We start from the raw sequence: 17117 nt of genomic DNA on the forward strand, positions 1-17117 counted from the left end.
CGTGAGCTTCGAAACAGAACGGGACCTCGAAAACCGCTACGTCATGCACACCTTCGGCCGCAAGCCCGTCGAGCTCGTGCGCGGGGAGGGTATGGAGGTCTTCGACGATGAGGGCAAATCCTACCTCGACTTCATCGGCGGCATCGGCGTCAACGCGCTCGGGCACTGCCACCCGGCCGTCGTCGCCGCCATCCAGAAGCAGGCGGCCACGCTCATGCACGTGAGCAATTACTACTACATCGAGCAACGCGGCGAACTCGCCCGCACCATTTCAAATCTGGCCAACTTCAACGCGGGGGAGGGTGCCGAAGATTGGCAAACCTTCTTCGCCAATTCGGGCGCCGAAGCCAACGAGTGCATGATGAAGCTCGCCCGCGCTTATGCGAAGCGCCAGGGACGGGCGGCTTCCACGATCGTCACCTTGCAGCGCAGCTTCCACGGCCGCACGATGGAAACGCTCGCCGCCACGGCCCAGCCCGCCAAGCAGGAGCTCTTCCAGCCGCTTCCCGGCGGTTTCGTGGCCGTGCCGCAAAACGACGTCGCCGCTCTCGAAGCCCTTTTTGAAGAGCAGGGCGACGCGATCTGCGGCTTCATGTTCGAATGCATCCAGGGCGAGTCCGGCGTTCATCCCTGCACGCCGGACTACCTGGCCCGCGCCGCCCAGCTCTGCCGCGACCATGGGGCCCTCATGCTCTGCGACGAAGTGCAGACGGGCGTCTACCGCACGGGCACGCCTTTCGCCTTCCAGCAGTTCGGCATCGAGGTCGACATCTTTTCGATGGCCAAGGGCATCGCGGGCGGCTTCCCCATGGGGGCCTGCGCGGCGCGCGCCCACGTCGCCCAGGCCTTCGCGCCCGGTGATCATGGCTCCACCTTCGGCGGCAGCAACCTTGCGATCGCCGCGGCTTCGGCAACCCTGGAAGCGCTGGCGCAGGAGCATATTCTCGAAAACGTCCAGACGGTCGGCGCTTACTTGCGCGACGCTTTGGAAGCCCTTCCCTTCACAACCGACGTGCGGGGCCGCGGCCTTATGGTCGCCTGCGACGTGGTGGGGGAGATGTCGGCGCCCGATATCGTTTCCGCAGGTCTTGGGGCGGGTTTGCTCCTCAACGCCACCGGTCCCGCCACCCTGCGCTTCCTTCCGCCGCTTATCTGCTCGACCGCCGATATTGATGTACTTGTGAAGAAGTTGGCGTCCATCGTGAAGTAGCGCCTTGCGCTCCGCGAAGTCTGCTATAAAATGTTCTGCATAAAACAAAGCGTTATGCAGCGTGTCTCTGTATAACGGCACGTTTGCATAACGCTTTATTGGATACTAGGACGGGGATTTCCGGAGGCCATGAAAAAACGCACCCAGAGACATGATGTGATTCGGGAGATCGTGCGCGGCGACCAGATTCGCACGCAGCGCGAGCTTGCCGAAAAGCTTCAGGCTCAGGGCTACGATTGCACTCAGGCCACCATCTCCCGCGACATCACCGACATGGGGCTGCTCAAGTCCCAAGAGGGCTTCTACGTCCTCCCCGAAGACATGCGCATGCAGCGCATGGTCGCCGATCTGGTCGAAGACATCCATACGACGCTCCAGCTTGTGGTCGTCACCACGGCTCCCGGTGCAGCGTCGGGCGTGGCAGGCGCTATCGATAGCGTAGGTATCCCGGGCGCTCTTGGCAGCGTAGCCGGCGACAACACCATTCTGCTCGCAGCCGCTTCTCCTGAAGACGCTACCCGAATCATGGGTACGCTCAACGGGCTGCGACGACGCTAGTCGTCTGTTTCTGTAGCGAGCGGCGCGCTTAAGCGCGTCCATAATCCCACAGCGTGTCACGATGCCTGCGCACTAGTGCGCCCGATGGCATGCACAGCCGCAATCTACGGCGCCCACTCTGTACCCTTGTGAAAACTTACAGCGTAAAGCTGTGAAAGGATGTCTCATCATGACGACCAAAGATAAAGTTGTACTTGCGTATTCCGGCGGCCTCGATACTTCGGTGTGCGTGAAATGGCTGCAAACCGAAATGAACCTCGATGTCATCGCCATCTGCGGAAACGTCGGCCAAGACGAGCAGGATCTCGAAGCCATCAAGAAGAAGGCCCTCTCGCTCGGCGCGATCGACTCCGAAGCCGTCGACCTGCGCGACGAATACGCCAACCACTATCTCACCAAAACCATTGCGGCCAACGGTCTCTATGAAAACACCTACCCGTTGCTGTCGGCCCTGTCGCGGCCGCTGCTCGCCCAGAAGATGGTCGACGTCGCCCACAAGTTCGGCGCCAAATACATCGCCCACGGCTGTACGGGCAAGGGCAACGACCAGGTGCGTTTCGAGAACTCGATCAAGGCGCTCGACCCTTCGATCGACATCCTCGCTCCCGTGCGCAGCTGGAACCTGCTCACCCGTGAAGACGAAATGGCCTACGCCATGGCCAACGGGGTGCCGGTAGCCGCCACCGTCGAATCCCCCTATTCCATCGACGACAACCTGTGGGGCAGGGCCATCGAGTGCGGCGTGCTCGAAGACCTCAACAACGAGCCGCCTTCGGACGTGTGGACGCTTACGGTCGATCCGGAAGACGCCCCCGACGAAGCCGAATACGTCGAGCTCGGCTTCGAAGCGGGCACGCCCGTCTCCCTCAACGGCCAGAACCTTTCCCTGCTCGAGCTGATCATCGAGCTCAACAAGATTGCCGGCAAACATGGGTACGGCCGCCTCGACATGGTCGAGAACCGGCTCGTGGGCGTGAAGTCGCGCGAGTGCTACGAAGTGCCCGCCGGTAGCGCGATCATTCTGGCCCACAAGGCTCTCGAAACGGTCACGCTCGACCGCGAGACCATGCATGCCAAGCTCGATCTCGAGCACCTGTGGTCCCAATGCGTCTATTACGGTCAGTGGTACTCGCCGCTGAAGAACGCGCTCGACGCCTTTATGGCCGACACGCAGAAGTTCGTTACCGGTACCGTGCGGATCAAGTTCTACAAGGGCAACTGCACGGTCGTCGGTCGCCAGAGCCCTTATTCGCTCTATGACTTCGACCTGGCAACCTACGGCGAGGGGGATACCTTCGATCGGTCCTACTCCGAGGGCTTCATGTACATCAACGGCCTGCAGAACACCACCTGGGCCCGGATTCAGGGCCCCTCGGCTCATCAGAACTAAGACGACAACCACGGCGGCCGGCTCGATGCCGGCCGCTTCGCACCCATGCGGGTGCACGAAGAAAGGATTCGCATATGGCATTGTGGGGCGGCAGATTCGAAGAGGGCGTCGACGATTTCACCCAGCGTTTCGGCGCGTCGTTGCCGGTCGATAAGCACATGTACGCCGAGGACATCGCCGGGAGCCGCGCGCACGCGAAAATGCTCGCCGCTCAGGGGATCATCTCCGCCGAAGACCAGCAGAAGATCGACGCGGGTCTCGAAGGCATCCTGCACGACATCGAAGCGGGTAACTTCACGTTCGACATCAACGACGAGGACATCCACATGGCCGTCGAAGCCGAGCTCACCCGCCGCATCGGCAGCGCGGGCGCCCGTCTGCACACGGGCCGCAGCCGCAACGATCAGGTCATCACCGATACCCGCCTGCTCGCCAAGGAGCTGTGCGCGCAGATCATGAAGGGCAACGTCGCCCTGCGCCATGCCCTTGTCGACCAGGCCGTTGCCCATCCCCACGTGGTCATGCCCGGCTACACCCACATGCAGCACGCCCAGCCGGTGCTCTTCAGCCATCATCTGCTCGCCTACTTCTGGATGTTCTCGCGCGATTTCGCCCGCTTGCAGTTCGCGCTGGACCAAGCCGACGAGAACCCGCTCGGCAGCGCCGCTCTGGCCGGCACCACCTACCCGCTCGACCGTCAGATGACCACGCGCGAGCTGGGGTTCGCCCGTCCTACGGCCAACTCGCTCGACGCCGTGTCCAACCGCGACTTCCTGCTCGATCTTGACTACGCCTGCGCCGTGTCGATGATGCACCTGTCGCGCTTGGCCGAAGAGGTCATTCTCTGGTCGACCCAGGAGTTCGCCTTCATCACCCTGTCCGACTCCTACTCCACCGGTTCGAGCATCATGCCGCAGAAGAAGAACCCCGATTTCGCCGAGCTCATCCGCGGCAAGTCGGGCCGCGTCTACGGCGACCTCGTGGCCCTGCTCACCACGATGAAGGGGTTGCCGCTGGCCTACAACAAGGACATGCAGGAAGACAAGGAGGGCGTGATCGACGCCGCCCACACCCTCGTCGACTCGATGCGCTGCATGGCGGGCATGATCGCCACGGCGACTATTCATCCCGATGCGATGATGGAGTCGGCGCGCAAGGGCCACATGGCTGCCACCGACGTGGCCGACTACCTGGCGAAGAAGGGCATGCCCTTCCGCGACGCCCACGCCGTGGTGGGCCATCTGGTGCTGGAATGCGAGAAGCGGGGCTGCTCCCTCGACGACCTCACGCTCGCCGACTTCAAAAAGGAGAGCGACCTCTTCGAAGACGACATCACCGGGGCTCTCGACCTGCCGGCGATCGTCGACGCCCGTACGACCGAAGGCGGCACGGGTGCGTCTGCGGTGGCCGAACAGCTGAAGAAGGTCGAGGCGCGTCTGTCCGCCGACGAGGCCGCCCTTTCCGCCTAGCGGTCCCTCCTTTCGCCTCTACGACAGCGCCCGTCCGCAGTCTGCGGGCGGGCGCTGCATGTTGCTCGTATGCAAAATGGGGAAGGGGCCCGAGGCGCGGGGGCATGCGGGGGCGCGGATGCTAGAATATGCCTGATTACCCAGGAGGTCGTATGGCATCTCGTGCACTGAAAAACCGCCCCGGCACCCGAAACCGCAGAAGGTACATTCCCGTTCTCTATATAGTGGTCGCGTTCGCGGCCCTCATCATCGCGGGCTGTTGCGCGACCTATGCGCTTGCCTCGTCGTGGCTCGAAGACCTTCCCGACTACCAGGACGCGTCTTCCTACAACCTGGCGCAGAAGACCCGCGTCTACGCCAACGACGGCACCACGCTGCTCGCCGAGTTCTACCTTGAAAACCGCGAGCCGGTCAGCAACCTGTCCGACATCAGCCCCTACGTCACCCAAGGCACCGTGGCTACCGAAGACGAGCGCTTCTACCAGCATCACGGCGTCGACCCGATCGGCATCGCCCGCGCGGTCGTCAACAACGTGGCGGGCGGGTCGACCGAAGGCGCTTCCACGCTCACGCAGCAGTTCGTGCGCAACACGGTCTTGTCCGACGAGATGAGCGAGCAGACGCTCAAGCGCAAGGTCCGCGAGGGTTACATCGCCCTCAAGCTCGAAGAGTCCTACAGCAAGGACGATATCTTGCTCATGTACCTCAACACCGTCAACTACGGGTCGGGCGCCTACGGTATCGAGGCGGCGGCCAAGAAGTACTATTCGGTCGACGCAAGCGACCTCACCTTGGCTCAGGCGGCCCTGCTCGTGGGCATTCCCCAGTCGCCCACCTATAACAACCCCATCAACTATCCCGACAACGCGCTTTCCCGCCGCAACACGGTGCTTGCCCGCATGCTGTCCAATAACGTGATCACCCAGGACCAGTACGACGAGGCGGTCAGCGAACCGCTCAACCTCAAGGTCACCGAAACCACCGAGAGCGGCATCTACAAATACCCCTACTTCACGAGCTACGTGCGCCAGGTCCTGCTCGACCAGTATTCCGAAGCCGAAGTCTTCAAGGGCGGCCTTACCGTAACCACCACGCTCGACGTCAAGGCCCAGGCCGCGGCCGAAAAAGCCGCAGCGCGCGAAGACAAGCAAGTCGACAAGGACGTCGAAGCAGCCCTGGTCGCCGTCGAACCGAGCACGGGTTACATCCGCGCACTCGTGGGCGGCCGCGACTACAACGCCAACGAATACAACCTGGCCACCCAGGCCCAACGCCAAGCGGGTTCGTCGTTCAAGACCTTCACCCTGGCGGCCGCGATCGAAAACGGCATCGACCCCAACAAGACCTACGTCGACTGCAATTCGCCGGCCACGATCGATATGGGCGAGCACGCCCAGGCCTGGACCGTGGAAAACTACGGCGGACATAACTACGGCACCCTGTCGCTCGCCGATGCCTTCGCCCTGTCGTCGAACACCGGTTTCGCCCGTCTGGTCACGGCCATCGGGTCCGACAAGGTGGTCGACATCGCCCATCGCATGGGCATCGAAAGCGATTTGCAGTCGGTCCCCTCGATCACCCTGGGCACCCAGGGCGTCACCGTGCGCGAGATGGCGGGCGCCTACGGGACGATCGCCACGGGCGGCATCCAGCATGATGCCGTGGCCGTCGAAAAGATCACCGATGCCAACGGCAAGGTTATCTTCCAGGCCGACACCACGGGCACGCGCGTGATCAGCGAGGAAACGGCCCACGCGCTCGAAAAGGTGATGGAGGGCGTCGTCACCAAGGGCACGGGCAAAGCCGCGGCCCTGGATAACGGGCAGACGGTCGCCGGCAAGACGGGCACGAGCCAGAACTGGCGCGATAAGTGGTTCGTGGGCATCACGCCCCAGTATGCGGTCGCCTGTTGGGAAGGCGCCCGCGAAGAGCGGCAGATGAGCTCCTCCTACGACGCGAGCGACATGTTCTCCGACTTCTTGAACCAGCTCCTTTCGTCTTCGAAGACGGAATCCTTCCCCATGGATGCGGCGAGCGATCCCACCTGGCGCACCCTGTCCTCCGACGAGCAGGACACCCTGGGAGCTACGAGTTATTCGGGCCTAGCGAGCGGCCCCTTCTCCGCGTACTCCTCTTCGACCAGCGACAGCGATGAATCGAGCTCGAGCTCTTCGAGTTCCAAGAGCTCCAAGAGTTCCAAGAGTTCCAAGAGCTCTCGTTCCAGCGCAAGCGACAGCTCCTCGTCCTCGTCATCCTCGTCGAGCGAGGGCTCTACGTCGTCCAAATCCTCCTCGTCGAGTGAGTCCTCTTCCGGTTCCGCGTCCGGCGAGGGCACAGACGGCGGGGGAGGATCGTCTTCGGGGTCTTCGGGCGACGATGAAGCCCCGTCCAACCCCTATGCGCGCTAGCCAACGGGTCGATAACGCCCGAGGGGGTTCCGTTGCGCCTAAGAGCGCGCTTCCATTATTCTGCAGGGATATGCAAGGCGCCGTTTCGCATGGCGGCGCCCGCTTTACCACTTCGACCGAGAGGGTTCAATGAACATCTCACCAAAGATCAAACAGATTGCGCTTGGCGTGAGCGCAGGCGCGCTCGTCCTTGCGCTTGCGACGGGATGCGCGAGCACCACGGCCCAAAGCGCCGACGATTCGGCGGCGGCACAGAACCGCCAGTACATGGCAACGCTCAACCAGCAGGTGTCCGAAATCGGCACCGCCGCCGATGATTTTCAAAAGGCCGTGGCAGACAGCGACGTCGTGACCATGCAGGCCAAGGTGTCTGCCGTCGACAAGACCATCGAAGACATCAAGAACACCGATGCGACCGACCGTCTTCAAACGGTTAAAGACGACTACGTCGACGCCCTCTGCACCCTCGACGATGCGATGAAGGCCTACGTGCAGCTCTACACCGACGTGCAGAACGGGTCGGTAAGCGATGCTCGCTACCAGCAGCGTCTTTCCGATGTCCAGAACGCCTACAATTCGGGCGTCGAGAAGATGAAGGCCGCCGACGACGCGGTCGTGAAGATTTCGAATGAGTAGCCGTATGGAACTGCTTGCACCGGCGGGCAATATGGCCTGCCTGCACGCTGCGGTGCGTGCAGGCGCCGATGCCGTCTACCTGGGAATCGATCGCTTCAACGCCCGCCGCGGGGCCGACAATTTTACGATGGACACCCTGCGCGAGGCCTGTGACTACGCCCATTTGCGCGGCGTGCGCGTCTACCTCACGGTGAACATCGCGATTCTCCCCAGCGAGGCCCAGGCGGCCCTGGAAGTCGTGCGCCAGGGCTATCGCGCGGGCGTCGACGCCTTTATCGTGCAGGATCTGGGCCTGGCCGCCCAGATGCGCCGCACCTTGCCCGAAGCCGACCTGCACATCTCCACTCAGATGAACGTGCTCAACGCCGCGGGCATCGAAGCGGCTGCCAAGCTCGGCGCCTCGCGCGTTACCTTCGCCCGCGAGCTCGAGCTCGCCGAAATCGCTGAGCTTTCGGCCCTTGCGGCTGAACGCGGCATGGACACCGAAGTCTTCGGCCATGGCGCTATCTGCATCTGCTATTCCGGCCAGTGCTACATGTCGTCGCTTGTGGGCGGGCGCTCGGCCAATCGGGGCATGTGCGCCCAGGCGTGCCGCCTGCCCTACGAGCTGCACAACAAAGCGGTGAAAAAGCCCCTTCCGTCCGAAGGCGACCACCTGCTGTCGCCCAAGGACCTCTGCACGGTCGACCTTATCCCCGAACTCGCCGTGGCGGGGGCGGGCTCCCTTAAAATCGAGGGCCGCATGAAGTCGCCCGAATACGTGCAGGCCGTTGTGGGCGTCTACCGCGACGTGCTCGACCGCACCGAGGCCTGGCTTTCCGCCCAGCCCGAAGGCGCCGACCTGCCGGCCGTGCCCGAAAGCCTGCGCGCCACCGAAGAGGAGCACCGCGTCCTTTCCGAAGCCTTCAGCCGGGGTTTCACCCAGGCCTACCTTACGCACGACGACGGCAACCAGATGATGAGCTACGGCCGCCCCAACAACCGCGGGGTCTTTGTGGGCCGCGTGGCCTCGGTGCGCGCGGGGTCGGTGCTCGTGCATCCCGAAGAGGAGCTGTCTGCCGGCGACGTCCTCGAATTCTGGACCAATCGCGGTCACTTCGCCTGTACCCTGACGGAAGGCGACCTGCTTGCCAACGGCGACGCCCGTATCGCGCTCTCGCGCAAGGTGGGGCCTGGCGACCGCGTCTTTCGCGTCCGCAGCGCCAAGGCGGCCTTCGTCGACGACGCGCTTGCGCCCAAGGTTCCCGTTCAGGGTAGGGCGGTGCTGCGTATCGGCGAGCCTGTGCGTTTCGAACTCGTGGCGAGCGACGGTTCGTTCGGCTGCGCAGAAGGCCCCGTCGTCGAGGCCGCCCGCACCAAGGCCGTCTCCGAAGACGAGGTGCGCGCCCATCTCGACCGCTTTGGCAACGAGCCTTTTGCCCTTTCCCGCCTCGACGTCGAGCTCGATGAAGGCGTGGGCATCGGCTTTTCCCAGCTTCACAAGGTACGTGCGCAGGCGAGCCGGGCGCTCGAAGAAGATTTGCTGGCCGTCTACCATGACCGCACCCTTCCCAAAGCTCCCAAGGCGCCCCAGCGTGCCCGTATGGGCCGCGGCGGGTCGATCGTCGTTGCGGCGTGGGCGACCAACGCCGCCTGTGCGCGGGCGGCCAAAAAGGCCGGAGCCGACGTCGTCTACGTGCCGGCGGTCAACTACAAGCGCGGAGAGTCGCTCGTCGCGGGCCAGATTTCGGGCACGGTCGCCCAGGCGGGCTATCCCAACAAGGCGGTCATCGCTCTGCCCGTGGCCGACCACGACCCCATTCCCGGCACGCGGGAGGCCCGCTTCGCCTTCGACGCCTGGGACTATGTCAAGGCGGGCAAGCCCGTTTTCGCCGAAAGCTTCGCCCAGCTGTGGCGGGCCAAAGAGCTGGGGGCGTCCCCTGAAGTGGGTCCCCATGTGCCCGCCTTCAACGCCTGGGCCGTCAACCTGCTCGAAGATTGGGGGGCCCAACGCGTGTGGCTCTCGCCCGAGCTCACGCTTGGCCAGATCGAGCAGATCGGATCCGACACGTCCGTCGAACTGGGCATCACCGTGTACGGTTCCACCGAAATGATGACCACCGAGCACTGCCTGCTCATGAGCCAGGGCCCCTGCGACCGAAACTGTACGGTATGCGCTCGTCGTAAGAGCCCCCATTATCTGAAGGATCGCAAGGACTACGAGATGCCGGTCTTCACCGATTGCTGCGGCCGCAGCCATCTCTACAACGCGGTACCGCTCGACATCGTGCACACGCTGCCCGATTTGATCGCGGCGGGCGTGCGGGCCTTCATGGTCGATACGACCCTGCTCAACACGGGCGAAACCGCCGACGCCGTGGCGCGCGTCGTGCGCGCCCGCAACATCGCGCAGAAGGGCAATACGGTGCAGAAGCTTCCGGGCACGACGACCGGTCATCTCTTCCGCAGCGTGCAGTAGCCGCGCCCCCCTGCGGCACTCGCAAACGCGCAAGCTCGGACGGCCCACAGCCCACGGCCGTCCGAGCTCTTTTTGTCTGTGCTAGAATCGCTAGAATTGCACGTACAGAAAGGCAGATCGATGCTTCCCGCAGAAGAACAACTTCGCATCATTAAATCCGGTGCGGCAGACATCATTCCCGAAGAGCTGCTGCTCGAAAAGCTCAAGCGCAACACGCCGCTCAACATCAAGCTCGGCGTCGACCCCACCGCTCCCGACATCCATATCGGCCATGCGGTTCCCCTGCGCAAGCTGCGCCAGTTCCAGGACCTGGGCCATCAGGTAACGCTCATCATCGGCGACGGCACCGCGCTCATCGGCGACCCTTCTGGTCGCAACACTACGCGTCCCCAGCTCACCGAAGAACAGATCGCTGCAAACGCCCAGACCTACATCGACCAGGCCTTCAAGATCCTTGATCCCGAAAAGACCACCCTGCGCCACAATTCCGAATGGCTGTTCAGCCTCGATCTGGCCGGGCTGCTCAAGCTGTCCTCCAACTTCACGGTGGCCCGCATTCTCGAGCGCGACGACTTCCACAACCGCTATACCAACAACCTGCCGATCAGCGTGCACGAGTTCCTCTACCCGATCATGCAGGCCTACGATTCGGTCGTCATCAAGGCCGATGTCGAGCTGGGCGGCACCGATCAGCTCTTCAACCTACTTGCGGGGCGCGAGCTCATGGAAAAGATGGGGCTCGAGCCGCAGGTTTGTCTGACGCTCCCGCTGCTCGAAGGCACCGACGGCGCCAAGAAGATGTCCAAGAGCTACGGCAACTACATCGGCCTCACCGACGCACCCGACGATATGTTCGGCAAGGTTATGAGCGTGCCCGATACGCTCATTGTGAAGTACTACCGCCTGGCTTCTACCGAATCCGTCGACAAGATCGACGAAATCGAGGCCGGCCTCGCCGATGGCACGCTCGACCCCAACAAGACCAAGCGAGCCCTGGCGCGCAATATCGTCGCGGCTTACTACGACGACGCCGCCGCGCAGAAGGCCGAAGAGGAATTCAACCGCGTGCATGTCGCCCATCAGGCGCCCGAAGACGTACCGGAGTTTGCGGCCGACCTTACGCCGAACGAAGACGGCACCGTCTACCTGGCCCGCCTTTTGCAGCAGGCCGGCATGGTGCAGACGGTGAGCGAAGGCCGTCGCAAGATCGACGAGGGCGGCGTCTACATCGACGGGGTCACGGTGGAAAAGGGCTCCTACAACGTTGACCCGGCCCTACTGGCAGGTGCGATTCTCCAAGTGGGCAAGCGCAAATTCGTCAAGCTCGTGTAAGAGCTTCATCTTTCACATATCGCGCAAGAAACGGGAGGCAGACGCGGTCTACCTCCCGTTTTCGTGATAGGCAAACCACAAGATGTAGTGAGAGCGTGCGATAAGGCCCTAGATAGCACAATATATATGTATGTAATGTGCAGACGGAAGAATTGACTTGCCAGGGGTAGGGGAGGAACGTAAAGTATTCATCCGCCGCAAGGCAAGGTGCTTTTCCTTGAAGCACATCGGTGCAACTAACATTGCAAAGAACGGTTTAAAACTTTTTAAATTTGTTCTTGACATACCGATGAACTTCCCATAAAGTAATTCCTTGCCGCTTGAAGCGGCGCTCGCCCCCAGCGGGGGCGCGGGAGGACCTTGAGAACCGGATACTGCGAACGAGAGAATTCAAGCTAGACGAACCCCGTCGTTCCGCGGCAGCCTCCAACGAGGCCGCGGGAAGACGGAAAACGAAACAGAGATCTCACAGATCCGTTGGAAGAGAAACTCGCGGCCCCCTCGGGGGCCGCGCTTTAAACGGAGAGTTTGATCCTGGCTCAGGATGAACGCTGGCGGCGTGCCTAACACATGCAAGTCGAACGATTAACCCGCCTTCGGGCGGTCATAGAGTGGCGAACGGGTGAGTAACACGTGACCAACCTGCCCCCTGCTCCGGGATAGCCCCGCGAAAGCGGGATTAACACCGGGTACTCCCGCGGGACCGCATGGCCCCGCGGGGAAAGCGAGTCAGCGGCAGGGGGTGGGGTCGCGGCCCATTAGGTAGGAGGCGGGGCAACGGCCCACCTAGCCCGCGATGGGTAGCCGGGTTGAGAGACCGATCGGCCACATTGGGACTGAGATACGGCCCAGACTCCTACGGGAGGCAGCAGTGGGGAATTTTGCGCGATGGGGGCAACCCGGGCGCAGCAACGCCGCGTGCGGGACGGAGGCCTTCGGGTCGTAAGCCGCTTTCAGCAGGGAAGAACCATGACGGTACCTGCAGAAGAAGCTCCGGCTAACTACGTGCCAGCAGCCGCGGTAATACGTAGGGAGCGAGCGTTATCCGGATTCATTGGGCGTAAAGCGCGCGTAGGCGGCTCGCCAAGCGGGGTCTCAAACCCGGGGGCTCAACCTCCGGCCCGACCCCGAACCGGCGGGCTCGAGTTCGGTAGAGGAAGACGGAATTCCCGGTGTAGCGGTGAAATGCGCAGATATCGGGAAGAACACCGATGGCGAAGGCAGTCTTCTGGGCCGACACTGACGCTGAGGTGCGAAAGCTAGGGGAGCGAACAGGATTAGATACCCTGGTAGTCCTAGCCGTAAACGATGGGCACTAGGTGTGGGGGAGCCCTTCCCCCGTGCCGCAGCTAACGCATTAAGTGCCCCGCCTGGGGAGTACGGCCGCAAGGCTAAAACTCAAAGGAATTGACGGGGGCCCGCACAAGCAGCGGAGCATGTGGCTTAATTCGAAGCAACGCGAAGAACCTTACCAGGGCTCGACATCCGGGTGAAGCGGCGGAGACGCCGTGGCCGAGAGGAGCCCGGACAGGTGGTGCATGGCTGTCGTCAGCTCGTGTCGTGAGATGTTGGGTTAAGTCCCGCAACGAGCGCAACCCCTGCCCCATGTTGCCAGCATTGAGTTGGGGACTCATGGGGGACTGCCGGCGTCAAGCCGGAGGAAGGTGGGGACGACGTCAAGTCATCATGCCCCTTATGCCCTGGGCTGCACACGTGCTACAATGGCCGGCACAGCGGGATGCGAAGGAGCGATCCGGAGCGGATCCCCCAAAGCCGGTCCCAGTTCGGATCGGGGGCTGCAACCCGCCCCCGTGAAGTCGGAGTTGCTAGTAATCGCGGATCAGCACGCCGCGGTGAATACGTTCCCGGGCCTTGTACACACCGCCCGTCACACCACCCGAGTCGTCTGCACCCGAAGTCGCCGGCCGAACCCGCAAGGGGCGGAGGCGCCGAAGGTGTGGAGGGTAAGGGGGGTGAAGTCGTAACAAGGTAGCCGTACCGGAAGGTGCGGCTGGATCACCTCCTTTCTAGGGAGAAATCGGGCGCCAGCCCGAAGCGCGGTCGAGCGAGAGCTCCCGCGCCCCGGAAGGCGAATGGGTTCGCCTCACAGGGGAAAAAGTGTACGAAAGCTTGAAGCCCCTATCTCTCGTCTCGCGGCATCCGGTCCCGAGGGCCCTCCCTCGGACGGTCGGGGAAACCTCCCCCTCCGGGCACCTTGAGAGTTGCATAGCGTTTCATAGAAACTGAAAGAATCATCAGCGAGAATCCCTCAGATTCGTTTTTCAAACTAATTCGATCTTCCGGGAATCCCGCAGGTGGTTCGCATTACACGATCGCAATAACTAAGATATGGATACCCGAAATACTTTTATTTCGAACTGACGCCTCCCGCGCAGAAGCGCGGGAGGGGACGCGAAGGGAAATGAAGATACGTAGGGCGCACGGTGGATGCCTTGGCATAGGAAGGCTTCGAAGGACGCGGCAAGCTGCGATAATCTGCGGTGAGGAGCAAACATCCCTCGACCCGCAGGTCTCCGAACGGGGCAACCCGCCAGAGCGGAGCTCTGGCACCTCCCGCCGAACGCATAGGCGGGAAGGGGCGAACCGGGGGAACTGAAACATCTAAGTACCCCGAGGAAAGGAAATCAACCGAGATCGCGCGAGTAGCGGCGAGCGAAAGCGCGTTTAGCCTAAACCCATGCATGCGCACAGCCTGCAGGCGTTGCTGCATGGGGGTCGTGGGAGCGCGCATCCGGTCCCTGCAGGGGCCGGCGCCGGTTACAAAGGGACTGGGAAGCGGAACGGCATGGAAAGGCCGGCCGGAGCGGGCGAGAGCCCCGTACGCGGACCCCAGTCCCCCGGCGGACGCGCATCCCGAGTACAGCCGGGCACGTGAAACCCGGTTGGAAGCAGGGGGGACCGCCCTCCAAGGCTGAATACTCTCCTATGACCGATAGAGGACCAGTACCGTGAGGGAAAGGTGAAAAGCACCCCGAGAGGGGAGTGAAACAGTACCTGAAACCGTGCGCCCGCAAGCAGTCGGAGCAGAGGATTCCTCTGTGACGGCGTGCCTTTTGTAGAATGAGCCAGCGAGTTACGGTGCGCTGCGAGGTTAAGCTTCGAAGCGAGCCGCAGTGAAAGCGAGCCTTTAAGATGGCGGTGAGTAGCGCGCCGTAGACGCGAAGCCGGGTGAGCTATCCATGGGCAGGGTGAAGCGGGGGTAAGACCCCGTGGAGGCCCGAACCCACTTCGGTTGAAAACGGAGGGGACGACCCGTGGATAGGGGTGAAAGGCCAATCAAACCCGGAGATATCTCGTTCTCCCCGAAATAGCTTTAGGGCTAGCCGCGGCCGTACGATGCCGGAGGTAGAGCACTGGACTTCCGAGGGGGCCTCACCGCCTGCCGAGGAAAACCAAACTCCGAATGCCGGCATCCCATTGGCCGCGAGTCAGAGCATGTGGGCTAAGCTGTGTGCTCGAGAGGGAAACAGCCCAGACCGCCCGCTAAGGCCCCCAAGTCCGTGCCGAGTGGCAAAGGATGTGCGTTTGCCTAGACAACCAGGATGTTGGCTTAGAAGCAGCCATGCATTTAAAGAGTGCGTAACAGCTCACTGGTCGAGTGGACATGCGCCGACAATTCACGGGGCTAAGCACGGCGCCGAAGCGGCGGACGGATCGAGAGATCCTGTGGTAGGGGAGCTTTCCCGGAGGGGCGAAGCGCGAGGGGCGACCCCGCGTGGACATCCGGGAAGTGAGAATGCTGGCATGAGTAACGAGAGAGGGGCGGGAAACCCCTCCGCCGTAAGCCTAAGGGTTCCTGGGCAACGCTAATCGCCCCAGGGTCAGTCGGGAGCTAAGCCGAGGCGGACACGCGTAGGCGATGCACAACAGGCGGACATTCCTGTACCGCCGCGGGCCGTCACCACCGACGGGGTGACGGGGAAGGGTAGCCGGGCGGGGTTCTGGACGTCCCCGTGAAAGCGCGTAGGGCGGTCGGCATGGAAACCAGCCGACCGATGAGCCCGAGACGCGAGACGAAGGATCTGATCCGAAGCCGGCGAGCCCATGCCCCCTGGAAAAACCTCTAGGGAGGCCCGCGGCGCCCGTACCAAAACCGACACAGGTAGGCGGGTAGAGCATACCGAGGCGATCGGGAGAACCATGGTTAAGGAACTCGGCATACCGACCCCGTAACTTCGGGAGAAGGGGTGCCCGCCCAGGTGAGGGAGCTAGCCTCCGGAGCCCGGGCGGGCCGCAGCGAAACGGCCCAAGCGACTGTTTATCAAAAACACAGGACTCTGCAAAGCCGCAAGGCGACGTATAGGGTCTGACGCCTGCCCGGTGCCGGAAGGTTACGCGGAAGCGTTAGCGAAAGCGAGGCGCCGAAGCCAAGCCCCGGTAAACGGCGGCCGTAACTATAACGGTCCTAAGGTAGCGAAATTCCTTGTCGGGTAAGTTCCGACCTGCACGAATGGCGTAACGACTTGGGCGCTGTCTCAACCATGGACCCGGTGAAATTGCATTGTTCGTGAAGATGCGAACTTCCCGCGGAAGGACGGAAAGACCCCGTGAACCTTTACTACAGCTTGGCATTGATCGTTGGCTCGGTGCGTAGAGGATAGGTGGGAGGCTATGAACCCCGGGCGCCAGCCCGGGCGGAGCCGCCCTTGGAATACCACCCTCACCGTTCCGGCGATCTAACGCGCGGCCGCGATCCGGCGCGCGGACCGTGCCAGGCGGGTAGTTTGACTGGGGCGGTCGCCTCCCAAAGAGTAACGGAGGCGTGCGCAAGGTCCGCTCAGGACGGTCGGCAACCGTCCGCAGAGCACAAGAGTACAAGCGGGCTTGACTGCGAGGCCGACGAGCCGAGCAGGTGGGAAACCAGGTTCTAGTGATCCGGCGGCCCGACGTGGAACGGCCGTCGCTCAACGGATAAAAGGTACTCCGGGGATAACAGGCTGATCTTGCCCAAGAGTCCACATCGACGGCAAGGTTTGGCACCTCGATGTCGGCTCATCGCATCCTGGGGCTGAAGTCGGTCCCAAGGGTATGGCTGTTCGCCATTCAAAGCGGTACGCGAGCTGGGTTCAGAACGTCGTGAGACAGTTCGGTCCCTATCCTCCGCGGGCGCAAGAGAACTGAGGAGATCTGCCCCTAGTACGAGAGGACCGGGGTGGACGGACCTCTGGTGCAGCGGTTGTCGGCCAACGGCACTGCCGCGTAGCTACGTCCGGAACGGATAAGCGCTGAAGGCATCTAAGCGCGAAGCCGTCTCCAAGATGAGTTCTCTTTCCGGTAAGACCCCTCGTAGACCACGAGGTTGATAGGCCGCAGCTGCAAGCGCCGCGAGGCGCTCAGGCGAGCGGTACTAATCGGTCGAGCTCTTCATCTCAATTCGCACCCGTATCTGACGGTCCGTGAGGTTTCCGTGAGCGCCATGCAACCCCCAGGGTCGGCCCGGAGCCGCCTTGGAAAACCTAGAGAGATCCTAACCAGGACCTCGCGGGGGAGCGCCCCCCGCGAGCGCGACCATGGAGCGGGGGATCACCCGGACCCATTCCGAACCCGGCAGTTAAGCCCCGCATCGCCGAAAGTACTGCGGGGGAAGCCCGTGGGAGGATAGGGCGTCGCGCTCGCGGAGGGCGCTTTAACTACC

Annotated in this window: 8 protein-coding genes and 3 rRNA genes; all 11 read left to right on the forward strand. The window is 62.6% G+C overall.

Features of this window, described 5'->3' with window-relative positions:
* Window position 1: 1 nt before the first annotated feature.
* The 11 genes from BN3270_RS00130 to rrf all read left to right on the forward strand — a co-directional run bounded on the left by BN3270_RS00130 (window position 2) and on the right by rrf (window position 17097).
* Window positions 2-1210 (forward strand): aspartate aminotransferase family protein, encoded by a 1209-nt coding sequence (locus BN3270_RS00130; protein WP_058985099.1) that lies wholly within the window; start codon window positions 2-4, stop codon window positions 1208-1210.
* A gap of 129 nt (window positions 1211-1339) precedes the next feature.
* Window positions 1340-1768: an arginine repressor gene (locus BN3270_RS00135; RefSeq protein ID WP_058985100.1), complete on the forward strand. Its 429-nt coding sequence runs from the start codon at window positions 1340-1342 to the stop codon at window positions 1766-1768.
* 169 nt (window positions 1769-1937) lie between these two features.
* The gene (locus BN3270_RS00140) at window positions 1938-3158 is read left to right on the forward strand and encodes an argininosuccinate synthase (protein ID WP_058985101.1); all 1221 of its coding nucleotides are present in this window, start codon (window positions 1938-1940) and stop codon (window positions 3156-3158) included.
* Window positions 3159-3232: 74 nt separating this feature from the next.
* A complete protein-coding gene (gene argH / locus BN3270_RS00145; protein WP_058985102.1) occupies window positions 3233-4627 on the forward strand; it encodes an argininosuccinate lyase in 1395 nt (464 codons plus the stop codon).
* Window positions 4628-4779: 152 nt separating this feature from the next.
* Window positions 4780-7035, forward strand: coding sequence for a transglycosylase domain-containing protein (locus BN3270_RS00150; RefSeq protein ID WP_167551298.1), 2256 nt, complete (start codon window positions 4780-4782; stop codon window positions 7033-7035).
* Window positions 7036-7164: 129 nt separating this feature from the next.
* A complete protein-coding gene (locus BN3270_RS00155) occupies window positions 7165-7671 on the forward strand; it encodes a hypothetical protein (protein WP_058985104.1) in 507 nt (168 codons plus the stop codon).
* Window positions 7672-7675: 4 nt separating this feature from the next.
* Entirely contained in the window at window positions 7676-10129 is a 2454-nt protein-coding gene (locus BN3270_RS00160; RefSeq protein ID WP_334258418.1) for a U32 family peptidase, read from the forward strand.
* 120 nt (window positions 10130-10249) lie between these two features.
* Window positions 10250-11461 carry a tyrosine--tRNA ligase gene (tyrS, locus tag BN3270_RS00165; RefSeq protein WP_058985106.1) on the forward strand — a complete coding sequence of 404 codons (1212 nt, stop codon included), beginning with the start codon at window positions 10250-10252 and terminating at the stop codon, window positions 11459-11461.
* A gap of 516 nt (window positions 11462-11977) precedes the next feature.
* A 16S ribosomal RNA gene (locus BN3270_RS00170) occupies window positions 11978-13488 on the forward strand.
* Between the two features lie 394 nt (window positions 13489-13882).
* Window positions 13883-16853: ribosomal RNA gene (locus BN3270_RS00175) — 23S ribosomal RNA — on the forward strand.
* 129 nt (window positions 16854-16982) lie between these two features.
* Window positions 16983-17097: ribosomal RNA gene (gene rrf, locus BN3270_RS00180) — 5S ribosomal RNA — on the forward strand.
* The 16S, 23S and 5S rRNA genes sit together here, the layout of an rRNA operon.
* The last annotated feature ends 20 nt before the right edge of the window (window positions 17098-17117 follow it).

Origin of the sequence: Hugonella massiliensis (assembly GCA_001486445.1) — a bacterium.
Taxonomy (GTDB): domain Bacteria; phylum Actinomycetota; class Coriobacteriia; order Coriobacteriales; family Eggerthellaceae; genus Hugonella; species Hugonella massiliensis.

Excerpts from the sequence above, each read along its gene's own strand:
- BN3270_RS00155 (WP_058985104.1), top strand. The coding sequence starts at position 7,165 with ATGAACATCTCACCAAAGATCAAACAGATTGCGCTTGGCGTGAGCGCA.
- BN3270_RS00135 (WP_058985100.1), top strand. The coding sequence starts at position 1,340 with ATGAAAAAACGCACCCAGAGACATGATGTGATTCGGGAGATCGTGCGC.
- BN3270_RS00140 (WP_058985101.1), top strand. The coding sequence starts at position 1,938 with ATGACGACCAAAGATAAAGTTGTACTTGCGTATTCCGGCGGCCTCGAT.
- tyrS (WP_058985106.1), top strand. The coding sequence starts at position 10,250 with ATGCTTCCCGCAGAAGAACAACTTCGCATCATTAAATCCGGTGCGGCA.
- argH (WP_058985102.1), top strand. The coding sequence starts at position 3,233 with ATGGCATTGTGGGGCGGCAGATTCGAAGAGGGCGTCGACGATTTCACC.
- BN3270_RS00150 (WP_167551298.1), top strand. The coding sequence starts at position 4,780 with ATGGCATCTCGTGCACTGAAAAACCGCCCCGGCACCCGAAACCGCAGA.
- BN3270_RS00160 (WP_334258418.1), top strand. The coding sequence starts at position 7,676 with ATGGAACTGCTTGCACCGGCGGGCAATATGGCCTGCCTGCACGCTGCG.